The organism is Leptolyngbya sp. NIES-2104, assembly GCF_001485215.1.
In the GTDB taxonomy this organism is placed as follows: domain Bacteria; phylum Cyanobacteriota; class Cyanobacteriia; order Leptolyngbyales; family Leptolyngbyaceae; genus Leptolyngbya.
Map to the genome: position 1 here is coordinate 5,534,450 of NZ_BBWW01000001.1, position 22,121 is coordinate 5,556,570.

Sequence of the window (22,121 nt, forward strand, 5' to 3'; positions counted from 1 at the left end):
GGGCTAATCAAACGAAGTGAAAAGGACTTAAAACACGCCCTAGACCAGTGCAGGCTCTGGTAGAGCGCCTTGCATTCGACTTAACCAATCAATTAAGTTCGTTAATTGTTGGTCAGCACTAAGCGCACCTAAGCCGCGAACCGTCACTTTTCCAGGCGTGAAGACAAAGCGCGATCGTAGATGCTCCGGTAAGTTCTCTTTCAGCAAGTTCCAAGCTGGCTCTTCCATTGGTGTTTCTAAAGTCACATGCTGTTTACCTTCAGGTTTAATCCGAGAGAATCCAAGTTTTTTCGCAGTTTGCTTTAGTTCCATCACACGAAGTAACTGTTGAGCCGCGATCGGGATTTGCCCATACCAATCATTCCAATCGGCTGCGACTTGCACTAATTCTTGTTTTGATTGGGCAGCAGCAACCGCACGATACGCACTCATCTTTTGATCTAAGTCGGGAATGTAATCGGCTGGAATGAAGGCGGTGAGACTGAGATCGATTTGTGTATCATCGACTTGCGGAATCTCTTGACCTCGAATTTCTTGAATTGCTTCTTGCAGCATTTCCATGTAGAGATCAAAGCCGATCGCATCCATTTGTCCGGATTGTTCTGCACCAAGCAAGTTACCGACTCCTCGAATTTCCATATCTCGAACGGCTAACTGATAGCCTGATCCAAGCTGGGTAAATTCTTGCAATGCTCTTAATCGTTGTCTTGCTGCATCTGAGAGTTGATATTGTTTCGGATAGAACAACCAAGCATGAGCTTGAATGCCTGCTCGTCCGACTCGACCCCGTAACTGATAAAGCTGGGAGAGTCCGAACTTCTGAGCATCTTCGATCAGAATGGTATTGACTCTCGGAATATCTAAACCGGATTCGATGATCGTGGTACAGAGCAGCACATCCGCTTCGCCACCTCCAAAAGTCAGCATCACCGATTCAAGTTCAGATTCGGGCATTTGACCATGCGCGATCGCAATTCTCACCCCCGGAATCATTTCACGAATTCGAGCAGAAATCTCTTCAATCCCTTCAACACGCGGCACGACGTAGAAGATTTGACCCCCTCGATCGAGTTCTTGCCGAATTGCCGATCGCACCATTTCAGCATCATACGGTGATAGATGGGTCTTAATCGGACGACGAGAAGGCGGCGGTGTAGTAATCAAGCTCATTTCTCGCACACCAGAAAGCGCCATGTACAATGTTCTTGGAATCGGAGTTGCACTCAGCGTGAGAACATCAACTTGAGTTTTGAGTGATTTGATCTTCTCTTTCTGATTCACTCCAAATCGTTGTTCTTCGTCAACCACTAACAACCCTAAATCTTTGAATGCAACCCCTTTTCCTAACAGTTGATGGGTTCCAACAACAATATCTAACTCTCCGGTGATCATTCGTCGCTGAATGTCTTTGCGCTCTTCAGGACTTCGGAAACGATTGAGCAAACCGACCTGAATCGGATACGGTGCAAAGCGTTCTTTGATCGTGTGATAGTGCTGTTGAGTCAGAATTGTAGTGGGTGCAAGTAAAGCAACTTGTTTTCCAGCAGTGACAGCTTTGAAGATAGCTCGAATTGCAACTTCAGTTTTACCAAAGCCAACATCACCGCAAACGAGGCGATCCATGGGTCGATCGCTTTCCATATCGAGCTTCACATCTTGCACCGCTTTTAATTGATCCGGTGTTGGCTGATACGGGAAAGAATCTTCCATTTCTTGTTGCCAAGGCATATCATGCGGATAAGTAAACCCTTGTTGCTGTGCTCGTTGTGCATAGAGTTGAAGTAAGTCAACTGCAACCTTTTTAACTGCCTTGCGAACTTTGGATTTGGTCTTTTCCCAAGCCTTGCTCGACATTTTATTTAGTTCAGGTTTCGCATCTCCCACGCCTCGGAAGCGGGATAATGCACCTAACTGATCGGCTGCAACTCGTAACAATCCATCTGCATACTTTAGGACAAGATACTCACGAGTTTCATTGTTAATGGTTAAGCTTTCGAGCTTGATAAATTGCCCAATTCCATGACTTTTATGAACTACAAAATCACCGGGTTGTAGCTTGTTTGGATCAACTTGCTTCGATGCCGCTCTACGACGTTTGCGAACATAGGTCGGAGTGGCTAAAGTTTGCTGTCCAAAAAACTCTTTATCAGTAACAACGACTAAGCGAAATGTTGGCAGGATGAAGCCTTCGAGTTCTGCTAAACCAGAGTATTTCAGCGCAACAGGAATGTGCTGAGTTTGCAGTTTGTCGATCGCTAAATAATCCCGCTGATTCGGAACAAACTGCGCCGGACAATCATGCTCTTGTAACAGTGCGACCGATCGCGAAGGTTGCGCCGATACAAGCCAAATTGCAAAGTTACGATCGCGCTCTCCCCGCAGTGTTTCCGCTAATCTTGCAAACTGATGTGGAATCGCTGGAACCGGGCGAGAAACGAGATTTAAGCCTTTTTTCTCTTCGGCTAATTCGTTTACGTGAATGCGATCGAACTTTTCAATCTCGATCAATGAAGCTTCTAAACTTCGGTGAATCTTTGGTAAGCTCGGCTTGACTTCTTGCCATTGTTCTTCGACGTGTTCAATCCAGCGATCGCTGTGTGCCTGAGTCATTTCAGGTTCATCGATCGCAACGATCGTATTGCTTGGTAGATAGTCTAATAAAGATGCAGGGTGATCAAAAGCTAATCCTAAAAATCGACGCATTCCCTCGATCGAGACACCTTCTGCAAATCGTTCTTGATCTTCGGGTGATAGATACTCTAGAACGGTTTCATCTAATGCAGATTGAATAATCGGACTAAAGCTAGTCGGTGTTAGTGTAACTTGAGTAACTCGATCGAGCGATCGCTGTGTTCCCGGATCAAACTCACGAATCTGGTCTAACTCATCCCCGAATAGCTCCAATCGAACCGGTAACTCTGCTGCAACTGGAAACACATCAATAATGTCCCCACGTCGGCTCCATTGACCTTCAGTTTCAACTAAGTTCGCCCGTTCGTATCCCAATTTCGCTAACTGATCGCTCAACTGTCCCAGATTAATTTCTTTCCCTTTTTCTAGAGTTAGAAAATACGGCGAAAACGCTTCGGGTGGCGGTAAATGGGGCTGTAGAGCACGTTCGGTTGCCACGATCGCCATTTTCTCCGATCCCTTGACCAAATCGGCTAAAGTTTGCAACTGTCCCCAAGTCATTTCAGCTTCGGGATCAAACGGCTCATACGGCGACGATTCCGAAGTAGGGTAAAAATGCACGGTATTCCAGCCCATCGCATCCATCTGAGCGCTCCAGCGTCCCGCCTCTTCCAGCGTTGCCGTCACCACTAATAAAGAGCGATCGCTATTCTGCGCCAGGGTCGAAGCGACAATCCCTTTCGCCAAACGCGACAATCCAGATAAATGTAACGTCGAATGCTGCTTGAGCTTACTGAGTAATTCTGCGGTGAGCGGCGATCGACTAAGTGCGCGAGTAATCGAAGAAAAAGCCATGTCGGACAGAGAGAGCTTAATGGGTCTTTACATTCTATCGAATCAGGATTCGACCAACCGCATCCGACGCGATCTGGAATACAATCGTCCCTAAAAACCTGTAGAAATCTATAGGCACGTTAGCCGAACAATGCTGCTAACGATTCGTGCTGAGGAGTCTCACCTCAGTTCAGAAGTGCCAATGGCTTCCCATCCGACCTGTCCACTCGCGCAGACTTATCGAATAGGCTGACCTCCGACTCGCTGTAAGCGACACTGGTGAAAAAGCTGTGGCGACGCATCCCCTTCAGCTTTTTCGAGAGCGCATTCCAGAAACTCCAAACGTGCTTGTGTCTCTCCACTGGCAGACAGGAGGCGGACTTGGCTGGAATGCGCTCTGACTTGTGCAAAGCTCTACGCGCTAGAACCAATGCCGCAGCCGTATCAGAACTCAGTCCGTACAACTGCATAAACTTGACTAATCCAATGAGCGAACTGTAAGCAGGATTGACGCGAATCAATTCAATGCCGAAACGCTCACATCGACTGAACAACATCGCATCAAACAGGCTGTAAGCAAAATTGGACAGCATTCTCGCATATCGCACACCTTGTTCGCGCATCGATGCTTTCTTGCGCTCAAAGTCTAAGCGCTCAATCACAATCGGGCAACCAAACGATTGGGCAATCCCAACGAGTTGAGCGCAGACATCACCCACGATCGCTTTAGTTTGCTGCGTCGTTTTATCTTGCAGTGTGACTCGAAACTGCCCATGTGCTTTGAGATTGCCTTCAGCATCACAGTACGACCAGCCGATGACACCGGGATTCAAGTCCACGCCCAAACACCCATTCCGGCGATGCGATTGATGCGGGACGGCAGGACGCTCGACTGTCGCAAAGACATACCACTGCTCATTCTTTTGTGCAAATCTGTAGCTAATCGCTTTGTGGTTTTCCCGCGCCCAATCAATGTCATTCTGCCCGTAAGCAAAGCGAATCCCCTCGGCTTGAACATACTGCCCAAACTCAGCTTCAAGGACAGGCGCAACACGAATCTTCAACGTGTCATCCGCGCTGAGTTGGCAGATTTGGCAGCCATTCGTTTCGTCAGAAAAACCGACACAGTAAAACTGTGAGTTACGGTGTTGTTGCCACTGGTTTAACCATTGTTCATGCGAGACAAAGCCATTGCTCTCTAGGTTGTACTGAGCAGTCCACAGCTTGCGTCCGCCAAAAATCAGACGCGGTTTCGTTTGAGTCAGTTGCGCTAATTTGGAGCGCAGACTGTGGAGACGACGCGGTTTCTGATGCAGCTTCCACCTTAAAGATTGGCGCGGTGTCTTTGCGTCCGGTTGTAATGGACAAGCCAACGGAATTTTGAGCAGTTGTTTCTTCCACTTCTTGATCAGTTTCTCTAGGTCTGTAATCTGCGATCGCAGTTGTTTGAGTTGTCGCTTGTGGCATTCTGCGCGACTGCGAATCTTCCCTTTGAGCGTGGCATAAATCGAGTTAAACTGACGCGCATTAATGCCATAAATGCGCTGATACTCCCGCTTGAGTTGTGCGAGATCTGTTCCTGCCTCTAAATCTTGATACAGCGCCCGTTCAACGCCAGACATCAATGAACTCATCCGCTCACAAAACGGGATAAGTGCCTCTGGTAGCTTGGTCTGGTACGTAACGCTGCTCATTGTGCTTAAACAGGTTCTTTTGAGTCGTCTAACAGTTTTCGCCCTTTGACAATATACGATGCAATCTCACGACGAATGACTTCGCTCATCGTTGTACTGTTTGCCATACACCAGGCATCAAACGCTGCTTTTTCATCCGGTTCGATTGCCACTTGGATAACCTCGTTTTTCTTACGCTCTAACTTCTTTCTAGGCATGATTTAACTCTAACTCATGCTCAGAATTATATCAACAAAATTATCTAGATAAAAATCAGTGTCTTCACTGAAGTCATCTAGCTATTTATCTAGATAAAAGCTGTTTATCTAGATAAAATTGGAGCATAAGTGAGATTTCAATAGGTTCCCTCAGATTTCCTCAAGATTTAGGGTAACGGCGCTTAACCCTTGTGAAATCGGGAATTTCGCCTTTTCTCTACCCAAAGTTAGACCAAAATTCAACCCAATGCGACGGTCGATCGACGATACACTTATACAATTCGTTGCTCTCGGCTAAACTTCCCCGAATGAATTCGCTTACCTCAGACCTGCTGACTATCCTGTTTCTGACATTAGCAAACGGGCTATTTGTCATGTCCGAACTCGCGATCGTGTCCGCTCGCAAAGTCCGCCTCCTACAAGCCGCGAATCAAGGCGACACCAAAGCAAGAGCGGCACTCCGACTAGCGGAACAACCGAATAACTTTTTAGCGATCGTTCAAGTCGGAATTACGCTGATCGGTATTGCATCCGGTGCATTCGGGGAACAAGCGCTAACCCGCCGACTTGAGCCGTTTTTCCGCTCTTTCCCCGTTCTCGAACCGTATAGTCAGCCGCTTGCTTTTGGCATTGCAATTCTGACGTTGACCTATCTCACGCTGATTGTCGGTGAACTGGTTCCGAAACGGTTGGCACTCAATTCACCCGAAGCGATCGCGGGTTGGGCAGCGGTTCCGATGAGTTTGATGGCGAAAGCGGCAGCCCCGATCGTCTATTTACTCAGTGCATCTACCAATCTCGCCGTTCGACTCTTGGGCATTCGTCCATCGGATGAACCGCCTGTGACTGAAGAAGAAATCCGCGTGATGATCGAGCAAGGCACAGAGGCGGGAATGTTCGAGCAGGCGGAAGAAGACATCATGAAACGAGTGTTTCGCTTAGGCGATCGACGAATTAGCTCTCTGATGACTCCCCGATTAGAGATTACCTGGATTGATTTAGAAGACTCGATCGACGAAATCCAGCGTCAGATGATGGATAGTTCGCATGCTCGATTCCCAGTTTGTCAAGGTGGATTAGATCATCTATTAGGGGTCGTCCAAACCTATGATCTTTTAGTCACCCTGATGTCTGGTCAACCACTGGACTTTACCACTTCGCTTCAGACTCCGGTGTTTGTGCCTGAAAGTACTCGTGCCTTAAAAGTTTTAGAACTGTTCAAACAAACGGGAACACAGATTGCATTTGTAGTTGATGAGTATGGTGTGATTCAGGGATTGGTCACATTGACCGATGTGTTGCAAGCGATCGTGGGCGACATTCCAACTGTCGAAGAACTTGCAGAACCGCAAGCAGTCCAGCGTGATGATGGCTCCTGGCTGCTCGATGGAATGTTGCCAATCTATCAATTCAAAGAGATCTTGCATATTGAAGATCAAGAACTGCCCGGAGAACAACGCGGGAGCTATCAAACTTTAGGCGGATTTGTCGTCATGTATCTCGGTCGAATTCCCACTGCTGCGGATGCGTTTGAGTGGGAAGCGTTGCGGTTTGAGGTGATGGATATGGATGGCAACCGAGTGGATAAAGTTTTAGTTGGGGCGGCAAATTCTAGAGAAACATCGGAATGATCTAAAGCTCTTCACGAATAATGCGCTCGACTTCTTCAACAGGCAGTTCGACGATCTCAGCAATGTAATCGATGCTTTGTTCCCTGTTCAGTAAGTTGCGAATTACTTTAAGATTCGTCTCGTGTTGAAGCTCTCTGTAAATTCTAGTTTCACGGAATGGTGTTAGATTTAGCATGAGTTCCACCTCTTCTCGGCTCAAATTGACAAGCTTGTAAACGATAATTGTCGAGATAATATCAATTATCTCATTTCTATCAAGAAGTGGATCTGTCTCTTGTTGGACGCGATCGATGATTTCTCTTGCTTGCGCGATCGCTTCTGATTCGGGCGCGATCGTGAGCTGCATCAAATTAATTCCGATTGGTTGCTGATCTCGATCGTTTAACTCGTCAAGATAAATCCGTGTCACCTGCGCTCCACTGAGTAAAGAACGGTGCATCGTCGTATTCGTCGGCTCTAGATTACGAGAAGGAAAAATAATCACACCATACCAATCGTCATAGAGTGTTTAGTTGCGATACAGATACAGAAGGGATTCCGAAAAGAAACGATGATAAAGAGATTCATCTTTCTGAAACTGCATCTCAGCAAAAAAGATCACTCTGGGAGAAGCATCTTCGGGCGGCAAAAATACGCCATCGATCCGAAATGTGGGTTCTTTAACTTCGACTGACTCGAATCGGTAACGTTGGGCATCAGGAGGTCGATCGTCTACTAGCTCAAAGAGCAAGCTAGGAAAACGCTGAAAGATAGTGTAAAAAATGGCATCACGTCGCATATTTAGAATTTGATGAACTTAGATTATTACTTACCTCAGTGCAGCATGGATTGCTAACCAAATACAATCAGGATTAGAACTGGTATAGCTCACACGATGTTTCTGATGTGCAGGAATCAACACATAATCACCAGTTTTAAGGTCGATCGACGTTCCATCCTCGTACATTAACTGCGCTTCCCCTTGCAACAGCAACACCCATTCATCACGCGGCTGATCGTACCATTCTCCCTCTGGTGTCGTTTGTCCAGTTGAAATAATGCGCTCAATTAGAATTTGATCCGTCTGAATCAAGGGTTCAAACAGTTCTCGATCGAGCATTTCTTCCGGTAATTCAAAAATATTCATGGTGCCAGTGATGATTCTCGATCGCAATGGTACGCTAAAGAAACAGCACTCTGGAAGCACCAACCATGCACTTGACGGCAAAAGAACTTGAAGCTTTAATGCCCGATGCGACACAACTCAATAGCGATGAGCCAGAAATGGAAACTTCTTTACACTATGCTCAACTCGCGTTATTGGTGAATTGCTTAGAGTGGTGGTGGCGCGATCGAGAAGATTTTTTCATCGGTGCAAATCTGACGATCTACTTCAGCCGCCAACAATTGAAAAATCGCGATTTCCGAGGACCGGATTTCTTTCTAGTTAAGAACACGCAGAAATATCCGCGTCGATCGTGGGTCGTCTGGGAAGAAGATGGACGTTATCCCGATGTCATTATCGAATTACTTTCCGACGAAACCAAGAACACAGATAAGGGATTGAAGAAAGATCTCTATCAAAATCGATTCCGAACGGCAGAATATTTCTGGTTTTCACCGAGTGATCTTGAGTTTGCTGGATTTCGATTAGCGGGAGAACAGTATCAAGCGATCGAGCCAAACGCAAATGGTCAACTTTGGAGCGAATCGTTAGAGTTATTTTTGGGCGTTCACAACAATCAATTGAGATACTTTCAACCAAACGGTGAGATTGTCCCAACTCCCGCTGAGGCTGCGCTTTCAGCCCAACAAATAGCTGAACGACTCGCTGAACAATTACGATCGCTTGGTATTGATCCAGAACTTTAGGAGGACATTTGAAACAGGTCGTTCCTTGCATTCATCCGCCCCGGAATGGAATTCGGGGCGGGACAGTAACGAAAACAAAGAGACTTTTTATACGTTTTATACGTTTCAAACACCCTTTTTATACGCTTCAAACCTCCTCTAAGACTTACCCCACGATCCAGCCTCACATCGAATCAATCGATCGAGCGTTTGAATCGATCGAGCATTTTTAGAAGTCCTGACTCGTCGCTCCATTGCTACATTCGTCAACTCCATCGACAGTCGAACTAAATACGCTTCATCTTCAGCCGTTTTCACTAATTCGGGATTGAGCGATCGCAGATTTCCATTCAACGATCGATTCAAATCAAACTTAAACTGGCGGCTCAAAGATTCAATCACAAAGCGCTGTTCAGGGCGGGCAATTTTTGCTAAAGGTGCGATTGTTTGTCCTAAAATTTGCTCTCGCATGGTTGGATTGTTCACTTGTCGCTGAAGCCAAGCTTCCGAAGTTGAAACAGGTAAATCCGTGGTGAACTTATCAATCTTGGCGTAGGCGTGAGCTTCAGAATACGAAATGCGTCCGTCTTTGTTGTAGTCTGCTGAAGCAACTTTGCGACCAATGCGATCGCGTCCGGTTAACCCAGCAAAAAAGCTCGAACTATAGTCGCGATAGTCTGCTTCGTTCACTTCTGGAGTACAGCCGACCGAAGGACGAGATTTAATCGTTGCAAAAAATCCGCAGCGGGTTTGCAACGCGATTCCTTTGTTTGGATCACCCCCGTTGTAGATCAAGTTTGCAAAGGAGCCAGAGTAACATTGAGACATCATCGTGACAAAGGGCTTGTTTTGTGGAAGTCGATCGAGCATTGCGGTAAAGTTCTGCACACTCAATTCGCGATCGCGCCACATCAGTAAACTCGAATTATCCTCATTGACGCGATTGTGTCCGCCATGTCCTGAAAAGTAGAAAAACAATGGAGTTGCTGTTTTCTCTTTGGCAGCTTGAGCCATCCAAGTTTGTAAGTTCGCAATGCTCGAAGCCCCTTGCACATTTGGAACAGTGTGAGCTTTGAACTGTTGATCGCCTTTTTCGTCTAAATATCGAACCGTTTTTTCGCCTGTGTTGCCGTTTGCAAAATAAATCGGTGCATCGCTTGTGGAGTATCCGAGTTCTTTTAGCGATCGCTGAAAATACAGCATATTTTTCTCAAGTGCAATCTCATTGTATGAAGGCGCACCACCGCCCCCAAACACGAGAAAATTTTGTGTAGTTCGCTGACAAGTCGGCTTATTTTGGCTAATCGCTTGTGAATCCGTCAATGTAAAACTGGCGATGCTGGCGAGAACTACCGGGATAAATCGTTGCATCATAGTAACTATTGTGACCTTTCTAGAAATTATACCTAAGCTACAGTTGGCGAATGGAATGAATCAGCCCTTCACACACTTTTGTTAGAAAATCGAAATCTAGTGTTTCAATGCGATCGCTCGGTTTGTGATAGTTCGGATTCCTTAAATTTGCGGTATCTGTCACCATTAATGCTCGATAGCCTCGATCCCAAAACGCCGCATGATCACCCCGACGAGTATCCGGCACAATCTTGCCCCGCATTCCCGCCGGAAGCCATTCACATCCAATGTTCGATCGACGAATTTCCCGACTCAATCGCATCAGATCTGGAATGGTTGGAATGTTGCCGATTAGTGCAATGAAGTTTCCTTGATCCGGATAAAACCGCTCTAATCCTGCGGGATACAGTTGTGAATTGCGATCGTGATTGCAGTATCCCAACATTTCCAAAGCAATCATCAATCTCAAAGGTTCACCATTCAATGACATTGCATACTGACTGTTACCGTGTGTATCTGTTTGCGTAAAGTTCTCTTCTAGATCAAAAGCAACTAATCGAATCGGATAACGGGCAGATTGTTCAGAAAAAGCCTTTGCCATTTCTAGTAACACAGCAACTCCAGTCGCATTGTCATCTGCACCCGGAGAATTTGGTACAGCATCATAATGTGCGCCGATCAAAATGGGGGGTTTTCGATTCTCGCGCCCTGCTAGATTCAAAATCCAATTGTAGTGAGTGCGCTTTCCCACTTGAAACGCCTGATATTCAACCGTTCCCCAGTGTGAAAACTGTTCGCGAATGTATTGCTGAACGTAGAAATGTCCTTGAGTTGCAAAGAATGGATCGCGATCGCGACTGATCACCTCAATATGCGATCGCAGTCTTTCAGTTAGCTCTTGCATGAATCCTCAAACAAACTCACCTTGAGCTACCAGAATAACGTTGCCACCCACTGAGATCTCAAAAGCTTCATTCTCTTTTTTGGCTCTTAACATCAGCAACGAAGGTCGTCCGATTTCATAACCTTGCTCCACTTGAATATCAATAGAACTCTGACCAAAGTAGGCATATTGAACTAGATATGCCGCTAGACATCCATTGGCGCTACCTGTTGCCGGATCTTCTGGCGGTCCACCTAATGGCTCTACAAACACGCGCACACTTAGTTGATTGTCTAAGCTGCGTGTTTCGGGACAAAAGATCAAAATCGCTTTCGCTTCTGTTGATTCTACTAGCTTGAATAGTGCGGCTCGATCGACATTCGCTTGTTGTAATGCCTCTAAGTTTTTCAGCGGAACAATGATAAAGGGTAAACCTGTGGAAACTTCCTCGATCGGAGTGCGATCGTCAATTTGATCCAAACTCAATCCTAAGACAGGCGCGATCGTCTTCGGATCAAATCTCTGCCCAAATTCCGGTGCGTTTTGTCGCATCCACAGGGCATCAATGTCTCTTTCGGCGTAGTTCAATGTAACGGCGATCTGACCGACTGCAAGATTCAATTTCACGATAGATACGGATTCTTGAATGATTGACTGTTGCAGAACGAACGCAGTACCGAGGGTAGGATGTCCCGCAAATGGAAGCTCTTGGTCAGGTGTAAAAATGCGGACGGGATAGCCGCCATTCTGCGGAAATTCCGACAGAATAAATGTCGTCTCTGAATAGTTCATTTCTTTCGCGATCGCTTGCATTTCCTCGGTTTTCAGAGAAGCCGCGACGCGAAACACCGCAAGTTGATTCCCCGCATATTTGCGTTCAGCAAACACATCCACAATGTAAAACTGCAACGTCATTATTTAATCCTCATATGTGCCAAATGGTACATGAATTAACCAGGCATTCTCCAAAGTTAAGCAGATTTACGCCCTTCGGTGAATCCGTTTTGTGTCACGAGAACTTTATAATAAGTTTCGGCAAAAGTGTATTGCTGTTTACAATTTTGAAATCAAACCAACAATGTTGATACTTGGACTTATGTGGGTTGCTTCGTGGTTCAGTGGCATTCCCAATGTGGGAAGCAAGCTACTCGAAACACCCAAATTCCTCACTCATGTTCTGTGTCATAGCCGTGTGTGCCAATCCACACTTTCGCGCTCGTCCTCGCTGCAACTGACGAGTGCAACGCTACAGAACTCTCCTTCAGAATCTTCCAACCTGTCTGCCCCCAACTGGCTCAGCACGATCGAAGGCTTGATTCTTGCTCCAACCGAAGATCCGCTCACTGATTTCGTCGGTTCGATGCAATCTCTGTTTAATCAACTCCCGATCGTTGCGGCTTCACAAGAAACTTCTTCCTCGGTCGCGATCGTCGAAATTGGATTCGATGGAACGCCGTTAACGCAAAGCGAAACACGCCCAAAACTCGGATTTTGGCAATGTCCGACTACTTCAAATCGTTCCCGTGGGTTTCAGATTTGGGTCAAGGGCTGTCAAATCGCAACGTTAGACGATCGCACCTCGGCTACGATTCTCGCTCAACAGATCGCAAAACTGATCGAAACGCCAGATCTTGATGCGTCAAAGCTGAAAGCCGCGATCGAGAATAAACAACCTGTTGCGAAATTAGACGATCGCATCATTTTCACCGTCACCGATCGTCTCTCCTCTCAACTCGCCCGCCCTGCGGAATTAATCGCGATCGACTGGGTGAACAATCTCCGCATCGCGCTTGGACAAACCAGCATTCCAGTTGTCGATGCTCAAATGGAGATGTACCAGTTAGCAAAAACGAACAACAGTATCGACGGCATGGCTTCGTGGTATGGTCCCTATTTCCACGGTCGCCAAACCGCAAACGGCGAAATCTTCGACCAAAACGAACTCACCGCAGCGCATCCGACCCTACCACTTGGCACATTTCTCAAAGTCACCAATCGCCTGAACGGGAAAAGCCTAGTCGTCCGAGTCAACGATCGCGGACCGTATTTTGACAATCGCGTCCTCGATTTGTCCCGCCGCGCCGCCGCAATTCTCAACAGTGAAGACAAAGGAGTCGTGCCGATCGAAGCCGTGGTCATGCAGTCTGCCGTCATTGCCCAAACCAAAAAGCCACCGCAGCAGGTCGCCCGATTGGTCACAGGCTATTAGTGCAGAATGATATGACGCTTGGCATCGATCGCTAGCCAACCCTCTTGTTTCAACTGCCCGATCAATCGAGTCACGGTGACTCGTGTTGTTCCGATCGCATTCGCTAATTGCTGATGCGTCAGTCGAATTTGCAGCCGTGTTCCACGCGGAGCCGGTTGCCCGACTTCATGCTGAAGCAGAATTAATAACTGCTTCAGCCTTTCTTCGACCCGGCGACAACCAGACAAAGCGAGAAATGCTTCTGCTTGCTGTAATCGACGGCTCAAATGACGAAATAGCCCTTGACAGAGGGCGGGAGATCTTTCGACTTCCGCCACCGTCAAAGGCAACAAATCCACATCGGTTAACGCGATCGCGTTATACGGTGTAATCCACGTCAGCGGCAATCCAAACGGCATTGACGGGGTTGCAACGCCCAGTAGCGCTTCATCTCCGGTCGGGTGCAAGGTGTTGAGCACCACTACGCCTCGACAAACGACCCATAACTCATTGGGGCGTAGCGAAATTGTTTGACCACTGCGAAAGGGTTGTAATGTACGCTCTCGATAAAGTTGTTCCAGTAACTGTCTTGAATCAGGCAGTTCAATCAACGGTGTTGCGAACGATTGGATCATCGATCCGGCTCCATCCTGAAATCCCGCCTCTTACTCTAAGGGTCTAATACCAAGGACAGGTAATTTTCAGGTTGGGGTTTGGTTAAGATTTGGCGGTATTTCCAAAGAAGCGATGAGAATTGCTACTTGCACACTTTCGCTTCCCGCGACAATAATAGTTCCTAATGCTTAGTGTTTAAGGATAAATCCGTGGCAGAGGAGAAACTAGGTTCAGGTGGCAAAGCCGCGATCGAGAATACCTATTACGGACTGTTAGGACTGCATCCTTCAACTTCGGTACGTGAGATTCGACAGGCATATCGAGAACGGAGTAAGCTGTATCATCCCGATACAACTGAATTACCGCAAGCGATCGCCACTCGAAAATTTCAAACGCTAAATGAAGCTTACGCGACTCTAAGCAATCCTGAACGTCGCGCAGCTTACGATTTGTCGATCGGTTATTCTCGCGTGGTCGTGGTTCGACAGTTACCGAGCTTACACAAAACTGATAAACCAGAGCCAAATTCCTCAGCTTATTTAGACGCAACCGATCGCCCCCTTTCTCCTGGTGAACTCTTCGCCCTTTTCATTCTTGGAATTACCTTTGTTGGCTGTTTGATTTTGGCAATTACGATCGGCATTACTCGCGGCGATCAAGCTTTTCAACCGCTCACAGCGAATCGTCCCCCGATCGAACAAATCGAAACCGCCCCACCTTCCCCAGATCAAGCGACAATAGAATCAGTTGAAATTGATTCTTTTTATGACGCTACCTCCCGGTGAAACGCCCCTGTACAATCATCCATTGCCTGCGATCGAAGCGTGGCTATCTGAGCAAGGCTGTGAACAAGATTCAGAAGATTTGCACTGCTGGACAATTCAGCGTTCCAAATGGCAAGCCGAATTGATGCTGGATGTCGATCAGTTGAGTGTGCGATATCTCAATGTCGAGGGACGAGATATTCAGCGATCGTTTAAATATTCGCTCAGTCGTCAAGATATCGAGGATGCTGTCTTTTCAGGACCTTAAATTCCCATGACACAAGCCAAACCAAGATTTAGAACCTTCGAGGAATATTTGGATTATGACGATGGTAGCGATCGACGCTATGAATTGGTGGATGGGGAGTTAGTTGAATTGCCTACTGAAAGTTGGGATGCGGGCGCAATTTCGCTTTATTTATTCACACAGCTCCTTCAGTTTGTTCCTTACTATCTGATTCGTCACAAAGACGCAGAAATTGCAGTAAGAAGCGCTTCTGTGAAAGCAAGAATTCCAGATTTGATGGTCGTGACAGAAGCAACTGCGATCGAGATGTCTGGACAAAAAGGACTAATTCCTCTCGATTCTGAGCCTCCAATCCTGGTTGTCGAAGTCGTCTCGCCCAGAGAGCCTGGACAGCAAAATTACGATCGTGATTACGTTGAGAAACGTACAGAATACGCATCGCGAGGCGTTCCAGAATATTGGTTGATTGATCCAGATCGAAGCGTTGTCGTTGTGCTGTATCTGGAGGGAAACCAGTATATAGAAATTGGCGCGTTTAGAAATGATGATCGCATTTCTTTCCGCACTTTCGCTAACCTAAATCTAACTGCTGCTCAAATTCTTAACGCAGGGCGTTAGAGCTTGTTGCCAACTTTCCCAAATCGGCGTTCTCGTTGCTGATAAGACTTCAGCGCTAGATGGAATTCAGAACGATCAAAGTCGGGCCACAACGTATCGGTCACATACAATTCCGCATAAGCCGCTTGCCACAGAAGAAAATTACTCAATCGCATTTCTCCGCTCGTCCGAATCATCAGATCCGGATCGCAAATTCCAGTTGTGTATAAATGCCGCTCGAACAAGCTTTCATCAATCTCTTCCGGTTGAATCAAACCTTGTTGAACTTGAGCCGCGATTGATCGACAAGCCTTAATAATTTCTTGCCGTCCCCCGTAATTGGTCGCGACCGTGAAGCGAATCCCTTGATTGTCTTTAGTCTCAACGATCGATCGCTCAATTTCCGCCTGCAAACTTCTCGGTAGCGCGTCCAAATTTCCGACAAAATTGATCCGCACATCTTCTTTCATCATTTCGCGCAGTTCTTGACGCAGCACTCGTTCAAACAGCGTCATCAAAAACTCCACTTCTTCGAGCGGTCGTCCCCAGTTCTCGGTCGAGAACGCATAAGCCGTCAGCGCCTCAACGCCCCAATCCCGACAGCACCGCAGTAAATCCTTCAGCACATCCACTCCACGACGATGCCCCATAATCCGGGGTTTCCCTTGTCGTTTCGCCCATCGTCCATTCCCGTCCATAATCACCGCAACATGGCGAGGTAAGCGATCGCGGTCTAAATCAGCAGGTAAATCTCTTAAAACGGGGTGCTTAGCAGTTGTCATTGGTGAATTCGGGGGAACGCCGATGAAAGGATCTGAGAATCAATCTGGTTTTAGCAGAATTAGGAGTCGCCGCGCTTACGTTCATTTTGAATTCGGCGATCTTTTAAACTACCTTCATTAAATAAACGCGAGAATAAGAATACTGCCTTTGTCCGGAATTGACGACCGAGAGATTTCAGATCGCGTGAGACGGGTTCGCGATCGCCCGACTGTGAAAACCGTTCTTCCAAAAGCTCCTTTAGTTTACTGCTCGTTAAGGGTCGATTTAATATTCCTCGTTCCGCGAGTGAAATCGACCCTGTTTCTTCAGATACAACGACACAAATACAATTTTCGAGTTTTTCGGTAATTCCCATTGCGGCTCTGTGGCGGGTTCCCAATTGGCGTGAAGCGGTTTTTTCAGATAAAGGCAGAATCACACCTGCGGCAATAATGCGCGATCCACGGATCAAAACTGCGCCATCGTGTAGGAGCGTCGTGGTTTGGAAAATGGTTTGTAAAAGTTCTTTAGATAATTCTGCATTGAGCTTGACACCGGGAACGGAAAAATCTCGATCGTCGATCGCAATTCCCGTTTCAATAATCATCAGTGCCCCTGTCCGATTCTGTGACAGCCCTTTCACCGCTTCGACAATCTCATCGATCACGCTGTCCGAACCTGGCAAGCTCCGATTCGAGGGCTGAAACAGTTGGCTAATTTCCCCGCGTCCAAGCTGTTCTAGAAATCGGCGGAATTCGGACTGGAGAATAAACGCCATCGCGACCGCCGCCCCAACAACGAGATTGTTCAGCACAAAACTGAGTAATGCGAGATCCATCCGCCGACTAATCGCCGCCGCCAGCATCAAGATAATGAAGCCGCGTACCATCCAGAGGGTTCGGCGTTCTCGTCCGATGATCACCAGCATGACGTAGGTGAGCGCTAAAACTAGCCCCACATCGAGCAGAAACCGCAGATTTTGCAGAACAAAAGTCAGCACAGCGTTTAGAGCATTCGGAAGGAGAAGCAAGGGTGGGATTGTCGCTTGATTCAAGCTAAGAGCAGAGAATTGCAACTGAATTTCCATCTTTGCCAATCCTCACCCTTCCTCGTTCATCCTTCATCCTTTATTTCAGTCTGTCCGGGACTCGATCGTGTCGAATCAAATCTTCATATGTCTCCCGTTCCAGGATCAGGTTCGCTTCTCCTTCGTGAACGAGTACCGCTGCGGGTTTAGTCAGACGGTTGTAATTCGATGCCATGCTGTAATTGTAGGCTCCCGTTGCCATCACGACGAGAATATCTCCAGGTTCCGTCTCAGGAAGTGGCAGATCTTTGATCAAAACGTCTCCCGATTCGCAGTGTTTTCCAGCGATCGTCACTGTTTCTTTCGCTTCATCCGACATCCGATTGGCAATCACCGCCCGACAAACCGACTGATAGGTAATCGGTCGCGGATTATCCGACATGCCGCCATCTACACTAATATAAGTGCGAATTCCCGGAACGGTTTTGCGTCCACCGACGGTGTAAGCCGTGATACAAGAAGAACCGATCAGCGATCGACCCGGCTCACAAAGCAATTTCGGCAACGGCATCTTTTCCGCTTCACAAGCTTTGATCATCGATTCCGCAACAATTCTCACCCATTCATCAATGCTAGGCGGATCATCGCTCTCGTTGTAGCAAATTCCCAAACCGCCCCCGATATTAATTTCTGAAACATTCAAACCGTATTGAGCGGCTTTCTTCACCCATTGCAGCATGACACCCGGTAAATCTCGGTGTGCTTGCAGTTCAAAAATCTGCGATCCAATGTGGGCATGAAGTCCAACGAGTGAAACGCTCGGATTTTGGCTGATAAATTGGAAAATGTCTTCGACTTGATTTGGATCAAATCCAAATTTGCTGTCTAAATGCCCAGTCCGAATGTATTCATGTGTATGACAATCCAATCCGGGTGTGATTCTCAGCATGATTCGGATCGGTCTGTCGCTTTCAATCTGCGTCAATCGTTGAAGTTCAAGCTGGTTATCGACCACGATCGTACAACCCGATTTCGCTGCGAGTTCCAATTCAGCGATCGACTTGTTATTTCCATGCAGATAAATCTTCGCTGGATCGGCTCCCACCTGAAGCGCCGTATAAAGTTCGCCTCCGGTTGCCACATCAATGCCCAATCCTTCATGAGACACGATCGAGCAAATCGCCAAACAGTTCCAAGCTTTCGAGGCGTAGAGGACTTGAGCCTCTGCCGGATAGTACCGTCGAAACGCATCGCGATACTGTTGGCAAGCGGTTCTCAGTCCTGCCTCATCCACAATATAAAGCGGCGAACCGAACTGTTTTACCAATTCGGTCACATCACAGCCACCGATTTCGAGATTATCTCGATCGTTGACTTTCGCCGTGAGCGGCATCAGAAATTGATTCGGAGAGCGATTAACTCCCGATTGTGGAAGATACTGGCGACCCGAAGAAGTCGCCGCGAGAGGGGTCGATACCATTGCGGGGTTCCTCAATGCTGGCAAGGTGTTGTCGTTAGCTTTTTTGCAACTCCTCACCAGTGTACAATTGAGGGCTGTTCGTTTGAGCGAATTTTGTGCGATCGCTGATCTCAATTAAACTCTCTCGCTTGCCTGTTCCTGTAGCGTACTAAATCGCACCTCTTTAGACAAATCTACAATCTCTCTGCCACTATCAGCCTCTTTCTTACGAAGGTCTGCAAAGATTGCATCTAAATCATCGTTCAAAGATTTCGCATACGCTTCGCGAATTTGGTGAATTTCTTCTACGATCTCATCCGTCCACATGACCTAATCTCCCATCAACTCATTAGGCGTACAGAGAATCGGCAACCGATAGCCAAAATCAAGACCAATCTCTGCCAACTTCCTTTGAATCTGAGCGTTAGCAATATGTTTACAGTTCCAAGTTAGCAGATAATCCATAGCGTGAACGGTCGCGGCGGCGATGTGAATTGCATCTACCTTTGCCTTTAGAGGAAGGTTACTTCGATCGAGAAATCGTTTTGCCAACTCTTGCACAGCTTGGTTCAATTCCAGCAAGGGAAAATCCCGCAGTAACTCTAGCCGTTGAGATGCGATCGCTGTGTCCCCCTGTGCCGCTTCTTCTAGAACTGCTTCCGAAGTGTAAAGCGTGAAATCATTTCGACGATATTCCCACCAGTCCTTTGTGATTTCCGTGTTTGCAGCCAAGATTAGATTTTTCGTTGATCTAGCGGTGAGATAACCCAGGATACTCGTTTCAATGTAGACAGTTTCACTCATATACGGCAAAGCAGAGGGTGATTGATTTTAGCTGCTGAGCGATCGCTTCTCACTCTGCAACTTCAAGATGCGATCGCATTCTCTCAAGTGCGATCGAAATCAGAATCCGATAAAGATTGATTTCTTCTTACTTCCAATTTTTGCCGAATCGCTGCCTGTACCTTCTCATCAAAATCAGGATCATCAGGACGAGCGATAATTCTGCGGGGGCGTTTGTTAACTCGATCAAGATAGGCTTGGAAAGCAGCTTGGTCGCCCCGATGCTTGAGAAAATACTGCTTTAATTCAGCATCAGACATTGAATCGTAATTCATCTGATAGTTCTCCAGCACGTAAAACTTGGAACCCAATTATTAATACTTCTCATTGCGAAGATGTATAAAAAGTTTCGATGAACTGTTAGACCTAGACTGAAGCCAGTAATTATTATTTTCAGTAGCTCCTCATGTCAAAGTCATGCTGAAATCGTTACTCCTTGGGACCCCGATCGCTATCCTATCAACCTTATCTTTGCCTGCTTCTGCTACTGATTGGCGAACAGTGGGAGTATCAACCCGAACTCGTGAAACAGTTGCAATCGATATGAGTTCAATCAATCGTGTTTCTCGATATGATGTTCAGTTTCGATACCTCATCGGAAAGGATTTGGTGCAAGCATCAGTTAACTGCGATTCTTCCTTGGTAACTCCCAATATTGGTAAGCCATTTGTTCCAGATATGACTGGAGCGACAAGAGAGATGATTAAGTTGGCTTGCGGAGAGAAAGAGAAGCCAAATTCCGCGAATTATGAACAGGGGTACGGACATGGCAGTAGGGTATCTGCTCCTGCGGAGCGTGGGCTAGACTTGCGAGGATTCTGGGTGTCAGATAGAGCGATTTATGCAACACATGCGCTTCTTAACACCTTTAATCACCCTCTTGCTTATCGATATGATGCCTCTAAAATTGCCGATGATATTGCTTTTTACTGTTACTCTCGCAGTCGCGGAATTACTGATCAACAGTTTGTGGAAATTATGACTGGAGAAGTTATAAAAGCTGATGGTCCTGGCTCTGTTAAAGGTGCTGTCATTCAATACCAAGTAGCAACGCGCGCGATCGCTAAAAGTTACGTCTGTCCGCAGTTCAAAGATTAGCTGAGTTGTGGAAAGGCGATCGGAACTTGCTCAGTTCGTTCAGGCGATCGCGCTCCCGTTGCCACCGCATGAATCGTATGCAGAATCTCGGCTGAATAGTAACGATTGCCACAGGTATCATAAACGTCGATCGTTGCATTTCTAAAATCATAAACTCGCCTTAACGAATCCACTCATCGATCGATTTAACCTCAAGCTACTCGCCGCGAATTTCGACTAACGCCTCGCTCGATCGCAAAAGTTCCAGTGCTTGCGGTAAAGCAGCAGTTAAGATCTCCCGCAATCGAGCATTGGAAGTATTTCCACAAGTCAGCCAAATCACCTGCGGCGGTGAACCTAGCCTGTCTACTAAATCAGCGAAATCACTGTCTTTCGTCATCAAAGTAACGGATTGTGCTTTCGCCGCCTCGAAGATCTCAGAATCTTCAGAATCTCTCAAACCAACATCTCGTAGGGCGAATGCTGTAATGCCAAACGTATTTGTGATCCAAGCGGCGATCGCTGGCGACAAGTGGGCATCGATCCAGATCGTCATGCAACTAATACTGGATGATTAAGCTTGCGTGAAGCATAGAGAAGTGAGGCTTTCAGATCATCTGCTTCCAAATCGGGCATCTCTTCCAAAATTTGTTCAGCACTCAGTCCAGCCGCAAATAGATCTAACACATCCGATACTCGAATTCTCATACCTCGAATGCAAGGGCGACCGCCACACTGTTTAGGATTAATCGTGATTCTTCTGAGTAGCTCTGACATCGTGCTGCACTCCGAAACAAAAGCCTGTTTCAGTCTAACAAGCGGATAACGCAATTCATCAAGCTTCGATACAATCAAAACCGTTCTTCTCTCGTATCCGCGTGACCCCTCTAACCCTCAAAACGATCGATAAAACCCTCCTCCCCCAAGTCCTCGAACTCGATCGCATTTGTTTCGACGGACTCTGGACACTCGACGGCTACCAGCGCGAGGTAGACAGCCCCAACAGCGAACTGATCGCCATCATGCAAGACGATCGCTTAATCGGATACGGCTGTTTCTGGGCGATCGTCGATGAAGCGCACATTACCATCATTGGAATCCACTCCGACTATCAGCGGCAAGGATTGGGAAAATTGATATTAACCGCGTTGCTTGATCGCGCCTGTCAACGGCAGATGAAGCACGCTACATTAGAAGTCAGAATTTCTAATCAATCTGCAATTTCTTTATACGAGAAATTCCAGTTTAAAGTTGCGGGAGCGCGTAAGAAATACTACGCTGATACGGGCGAAGATGCGCTCATCTTTTGGCGCGGCGGACTTCAGACGGCTGAATTTCAAAATACCTTGAAAGAAAAGTGGTTAGAAATCTGCGATCGTCTCGGTCAGCAACAACGGACACTTCACGATCCCGCATCCCTGTTGAGCCTCGAAAAAATCAGCTTGACTAATCGATGAGGAATCGATAACAATCTGCCTTTGGTAGTAAA

At 46.9% G+C, this 22,121-nt stretch carries 25 protein-coding genes and 1 pseudogene; 8 read left to right on the forward strand and 18 right to left on the reverse strand.

What is annotated here, in order from left to right:
* Positions 1-39 precede the first annotated feature (39 nt).
* The 3 genes from mfd to NIES2104_RS26570 all read right to left on the reverse strand — a co-directional run bounded on the left by mfd (position 40) and on the right by NIES2104_RS26570 (position 5,356).
* A complete protein-coding gene (gene mfd / locus NIES2104_RS26560) occupies positions 40-3,486 on the reverse strand; it encodes a transcription-repair coupling factor (RefSeq protein ID WP_059001360.1) in 3,447 nt (1,148 codons plus the stop codon).
* Between the two features lie 164 nt (positions 3,487-3,650).
* A complete protein-coding gene (locus NIES2104_RS26565; protein WP_072218144.1) occupies positions 3,651-5,159 on the reverse strand; it encodes an IS200/IS605 family accessory protein TnpB-related protein in 1,509 nt (502 codons plus the stop codon).
* Between the two features lie 5 nt (positions 5,160-5,164).
* On the reverse strand, positions 5,165-5,356 hold the full coding sequence (locus tag NIES2104_RS26570) for a hypothetical protein (RefSeq protein ID WP_059001362.1): 192 nt from the start codon (positions 5,354-5,356) through the stop codon (positions 5,165-5,167).
* Between the two features lie 308 nt (positions 5,357-5,664).
* On the opposite strand from NIES2104_RS26570, the gene NIES2104_RS26575 reads away from it, so the two are divergent.
* Positions 5,665-6,987 carry a hemolysin family protein gene (locus NIES2104_RS26575; RefSeq protein WP_059001363.1) on the forward strand — a complete coding sequence of 441 codons (1,323 nt, stop codon included), beginning with the start codon at positions 5,665-5,667 and terminating at the stop codon, positions 6,985-6,987.
* A 1-nt stretch (position 6,988) separates the two neighbouring features.
* Here the strand turns inward: NIES2104_RS26575 and NIES2104_RS33110 are convergent.
* Both NIES2104_RS33110 and NIES2104_RS26585 read right to left on the reverse strand, forming a co-directional pair.
* Positions 6,989-7,765 (reverse strand): annotated as a pseudogene (locus tag NIES2104_RS33110) (Rpn family recombination-promoting nuclease/putative transposase).
* Positions 7,766-7,795: 30 nt separating this feature from the next.
* Positions 7,796-8,113, reverse strand: a complete 318-nt coding sequence (locus tag NIES2104_RS26585; RefSeq protein ID WP_059001364.1) for a cupin domain-containing protein — start codon at positions 8,111-8,113, stop codon at positions 7,796-7,798.
* Positions 8,114-8,178: 65 nt separating this feature from the next.
* Between NIES2104_RS26585 and NIES2104_RS26590 the strand changes: the two genes are divergently transcribed.
* Positions 8,179-8,838, forward strand: a complete 660-nt coding sequence (locus NIES2104_RS26590; protein ID WP_059001365.1) for a Uma2 family endonuclease — start codon at positions 8,179-8,181, stop codon at positions 8,836-8,838.
* Positions 8,839-8,976: 138 nt separating this feature from the next.
* Here NIES2104_RS26590 and NIES2104_RS26595 read toward each other — a convergent pair whose 3' ends face one another.
* Genes NIES2104_RS26595 through NIES2104_RS26605 form a run of 3 tightly spaced genes read right to left on the reverse strand, consistent with a single transcriptional unit; the run spans position 8,977 to position 11,968 of the window.
* A complete protein-coding gene (locus NIES2104_RS26595; RefSeq protein WP_225895292.1) occupies positions 8,977-10,191 on the reverse strand; it encodes a caspase family protein in 1,215 nt (404 codons plus the stop codon).
* A 37-nt stretch (positions 10,192-10,228) separates the two neighbouring features.
* A complete protein-coding gene (locus NIES2104_RS26600) occupies positions 10,229-11,074 on the reverse strand; it encodes a M28 family peptidase (RefSeq protein WP_059001367.1) in 846 nt (281 codons plus the stop codon).
* A 6-nt stretch (positions 11,075-11,080) separates the two neighbouring features.
* Entirely contained in the window at positions 11,081-11,968 is an 888-nt protein-coding gene (locus tag NIES2104_RS26605; RefSeq protein WP_192843634.1) for a PhzF family phenazine biosynthesis protein, read from the reverse strand.
* Between the two features lie 181 nt (positions 11,969-12,149).
* Between NIES2104_RS26605 and NIES2104_RS26610 the strand changes: the two genes are divergently transcribed.
* On the forward strand, positions 12,150-13,262 hold the full coding sequence (locus tag NIES2104_RS26610) for a septal ring lytic transglycosylase RlpA family protein (RefSeq protein WP_059001368.1): 1,113 nt from the start codon (positions 12,150-12,152) through the stop codon (positions 13,260-13,262).
* On the opposite strand, the gene NIES2104_RS26615 is transcribed toward NIES2104_RS26610, so the two are convergent.
* Complete coding sequence (locus NIES2104_RS26615) at positions 13,259-13,876, reverse strand: Crp/Fnr family transcriptional regulator (RefSeq protein ID WP_059001369.1); 618 nt, start codon at positions 13,874-13,876, stop codon at positions 13,259-13,261. The genes NIES2104_RS26610 and NIES2104_RS26615 overlap by 4 nt on opposite strands.
* Positions 13,877-14,065: 189 nt before the next feature.
* Between NIES2104_RS26615 and NIES2104_RS26620 the strand changes: the two genes are divergently transcribed.
* From NIES2104_RS26620 to NIES2104_RS26630, 3 genes are read left to right on the forward strand one after another with little or no spacing between them, the layout of a single operon-like run.
* Positions 14,066-14,641 carry a J domain-containing protein gene (locus tag NIES2104_RS26620; protein ID WP_082690088.1) on the forward strand — a complete coding sequence of 192 codons (576 nt, stop codon included), beginning with the start codon at positions 14,066-14,068 and terminating at the stop codon, positions 14,639-14,641.
* Positions 14,622-14,888 (forward strand): DUF3143 domain-containing protein, encoded by a 267-nt coding sequence (locus NIES2104_RS26625; RefSeq protein WP_059001370.1) that lies wholly within the window; start codon positions 14,622-14,624, stop codon positions 14,886-14,888. The genes NIES2104_RS26620 and NIES2104_RS26625 overlap by 20 nt, the downstream gene beginning before the upstream one ends.
* 6 nt (positions 14,889-14,894) lie before the next feature.
* Complete coding sequence (locus tag NIES2104_RS26630; RefSeq protein WP_059001371.1) at positions 14,895-15,485, forward strand: Uma2 family endonuclease; 591 nt, start codon at positions 14,895-14,897, stop codon at positions 15,483-15,485.
* Here NIES2104_RS26630 and NIES2104_RS26635 read toward each other — a convergent pair.
* The 6 genes from NIES2104_RS26635 to NIES2104_RS26660 all read right to left on the reverse strand — a co-directional run bounded on the left by NIES2104_RS26635 (position 15,482) and on the right by NIES2104_RS26660 (position 19,830).
* Positions 15,482-16,246, reverse strand: a complete 765-nt coding sequence (locus NIES2104_RS26635) for an isoprenyl transferase (protein WP_059001372.1) — start codon at positions 16,244-16,246, stop codon at positions 15,482-15,484. The two genes, NIES2104_RS26630 and NIES2104_RS26635, sit on opposite strands and share 4 nt — an antisense overlap.
* Before the next feature lie 59 nt (positions 16,247-16,305).
* Positions 16,306-17,313, reverse strand: a complete 1,008-nt coding sequence (gene cdaA / locus NIES2104_RS26640; RefSeq protein ID WP_156427067.1) for a diadenylate cyclase CdaA — start codon at positions 17,311-17,313, stop codon at positions 16,306-16,308.
* A 40-nt stretch (positions 17,314-17,353) separates the two neighbouring features.
* Entirely contained in the window at positions 17,354-18,733 is a 1,380-nt protein-coding gene (lysA, locus tag NIES2104_RS26645) for a diaminopimelate decarboxylase (protein ID WP_059001373.1), read from the reverse strand.
* A gap of 114 nt (positions 18,734-18,847) precedes the next feature.
* On the reverse strand, positions 18,848-19,039 hold the full coding sequence (locus tag NIES2104_RS26650) for a hypothetical protein (protein ID WP_059001374.1): 192 nt from the start codon (positions 19,037-19,039) through the stop codon (positions 18,848-18,850).
* Positions 19,040-19,042: 3 nt separating this feature from the next.
* A complete protein-coding gene (locus NIES2104_RS26655) occupies positions 19,043-19,516 on the reverse strand; it encodes a type II toxin-antitoxin system VapC family toxin (protein ID WP_059001375.1) in 474 nt (157 codons plus the stop codon).
* A gap of 83 nt (positions 19,517-19,599) precedes the next feature.
* Positions 19,600-19,830: a hypothetical protein gene (locus NIES2104_RS26660; RefSeq protein ID WP_059001376.1), complete on the reverse strand. Its 231-nt coding sequence runs from the start codon at positions 19,828-19,830 to the stop codon at positions 19,600-19,602.
* A 268-nt stretch (positions 19,831-20,098) separates the two neighbouring features.
* Here NIES2104_RS26660 and NIES2104_RS26665 point away from each other — a divergent pair, with 268 nt between their 5' ends.
* The gene (locus NIES2104_RS26665; protein WP_156427068.1) at positions 20,099-20,653 is read left to right on the forward strand and encodes a hypothetical protein; all 555 of its coding nucleotides are present in this window, start codon (positions 20,099-20,101) and stop codon (positions 20,651-20,653) included.
* Here NIES2104_RS26665 and NIES2104_RS32510 read toward each other — a convergent pair.
* Genes NIES2104_RS32510 through NIES2104_RS26675 form a run of 3 tightly spaced genes read right to left on the reverse strand, consistent with a single transcriptional unit; the run spans position 20,650 to position 21,409 of the window.
* Positions 20,650-20,826 carry a hypothetical protein gene (locus tag NIES2104_RS32510; protein WP_192843635.1) on the reverse strand — a complete coding sequence of 59 codons (177 nt, stop codon included), beginning with the start codon at positions 20,824-20,826 and terminating at the stop codon, positions 20,650-20,652. The two genes, NIES2104_RS26665 and NIES2104_RS32510, sit on opposite strands and share 4 nt — an antisense overlap.
* Before the next feature lie 23 nt (positions 20,827-20,849).
* Positions 20,850-21,188 carry a DUF5615 family PIN-like protein gene (locus NIES2104_RS26670; RefSeq protein WP_059001378.1) on the reverse strand — a complete coding sequence of 113 codons (339 nt, stop codon included), beginning with the start codon at positions 21,186-21,188 and terminating at the stop codon, positions 20,850-20,852.
* Complete coding sequence (locus tag NIES2104_RS26675) at positions 21,185-21,409, reverse strand: DUF433 domain-containing protein (RefSeq protein WP_059002087.1); 225 nt, start codon at positions 21,407-21,409, stop codon at positions 21,185-21,187. The genes NIES2104_RS26670 and NIES2104_RS26675 overlap by 4 nt, the downstream gene beginning before the upstream one ends.
* A gap of 101 nt (positions 21,410-21,510) precedes the next feature.
* On the opposite strand from NIES2104_RS26675, the gene rimI reads away from it, so the two are divergent.
* Entirely contained in the window at positions 21,511-22,089 is a 579-nt protein-coding gene (rimI, locus tag NIES2104_RS26680) for a ribosomal protein S18-alanine N-acetyltransferase (protein WP_059001379.1), read from the forward strand.
* The last annotated feature ends 32 nt before the right edge of the window (positions 22,090-22,121 follow it).

What these genes read in the sequence shown, in the direction of transcription:
- mfd (WP_059001360.1), bottom strand. Translation starts at nt 3,486, where the DNA reads ATGGCTTTTTCTTCGATTACTCGCGCACTTAGTCGATCGCCGCTCACC.
- NIES2104_RS26565 (WP_072218144.1), bottom strand. Translation starts at nt 5,159, where the DNA reads ATGAGCAGCGTTACGTACCAGACCAAGCTACCAGAGGCACTTATCCCG.
- NIES2104_RS26570 (WP_059001362.1), bottom strand. Translation starts at nt 5,356, where the DNA reads ATGCCTAGAAAGAAGTTAGAGCGTAAGAAAAACGAGGTTATCCAAGTG.
- NIES2104_RS26575 (WP_059001363.1), top strand. Translation starts at nt 5,665, where the DNA reads ATGAATTCGCTTACCTCAGACCTGCTGACTATCCTGTTTCTGACATTA.
- NIES2104_RS26585 (WP_059001364.1), bottom strand. Translation starts at nt 8,113, where the DNA reads ATGAATATTTTTGAATTACCGGAAGAAATGCTCGATCGAGAACTGTTT.
- NIES2104_RS26590 (WP_059001365.1), top strand. Translation starts at nt 8,179, where the DNA reads ATGCACTTGACGGCAAAAGAACTTGAAGCTTTAATGCCCGATGCGACA.
- NIES2104_RS26595 (WP_225895292.1), bottom strand. Translation starts at nt 10,191, where the DNA reads ATGATGCAACGATTTATCCCGGTAGTTCTCGCCAGCATCGCCAGTTTT.
- NIES2104_RS26600 (WP_059001367.1), bottom strand. Translation starts at nt 11,074, where the DNA reads ATGCAAGAGCTAACTGAAAGACTGCGATCGCATATTGAGGTGATCAGT.
- NIES2104_RS26605 (WP_192843634.1), bottom strand. Translation starts at nt 11,968, where the DNA reads ATGACGTTGCAGTTTTACATTGTGGATGTGTTTGCTGAACGCAAATAT.
- NIES2104_RS26610 (WP_059001368.1), top strand. Translation starts at nt 12,150, where the DNA reads ATGTGGGTTGCTTCGTGGTTCAGTGGCATTCCCAATGTGGGAAGCAAG.
- NIES2104_RS26615 (WP_059001369.1), bottom strand. Translation starts at nt 13,876, where the DNA reads ATGATCCAATCGTTCGCAACACCGTTGATTGAACTGCCTGATTCAAGA.
- NIES2104_RS26625 (WP_059001370.1), top strand. Translation starts at nt 14,622, where the DNA reads ATGACGCTACCTCCCGGTGAAACGCCCCTGTACAATCATCCATTGCCT.
- NIES2104_RS26630 (WP_059001371.1), top strand. Translation starts at nt 14,895, where the DNA reads ATGACACAAGCCAAACCAAGATTTAGAACCTTCGAGGAATATTTGGAT.
- NIES2104_RS26635 (WP_059001372.1), bottom strand. Translation starts at nt 16,246, where the DNA reads ATGACAACTGCTAAGCACCCCGTTTTAAGAGATTTACCTGCTGATTTA.
- cdaA (WP_156427067.1), bottom strand. Translation starts at nt 17,313, where the DNA reads ATGGAAATTCAGTTGCAATTCTCTGCTCTTAGCTTGAATCAAGCGACA.
- lysA (WP_059001373.1), bottom strand. Translation starts at nt 18,733, where the DNA reads ATGGTATCGACCCCTCTCGCGGCGACTTCTTCGGGTCGCCAGTATCTT.
- NIES2104_RS26650 (WP_059001374.1), bottom strand. Translation starts at nt 19,039, where the DNA reads ATGTGGACGGATGAGATCGTAGAAGAAATTCACCAAATTCGCGAAGCG.
- NIES2104_RS26655 (WP_059001375.1), bottom strand. Translation starts at nt 19,516, where the DNA reads ATGAGTGAAACTGTCTACATTGAAACGAGTATCCTGGGTTATCTCACC.
- NIES2104_RS26660 (WP_059001376.1), bottom strand. Translation starts at nt 19,830, where the DNA reads ATGAATTACGATTCAATGTCTGATGCTGAATTAAAGCAGTATTTTCTC.
- NIES2104_RS26665 (WP_156427068.1), top strand. Translation starts at nt 20,099, where the DNA reads ATGAGTTCAATCAATCGTGTTTCTCGATATGATGTTCAGTTTCGATAC.
- NIES2104_RS26670 (WP_059001378.1), bottom strand. Translation starts at nt 21,188, where the DNA reads ATGACGATCTGGATCGATGCCCACTTGTCGCCAGCGATCGCCGCTTGG.
- NIES2104_RS26675 (WP_059002087.1), bottom strand. Translation starts at nt 21,409, where the DNA reads ATGTCAGAGCTACTCAGAAGAATCACGATTAATCCTAAACAGTGTGGC.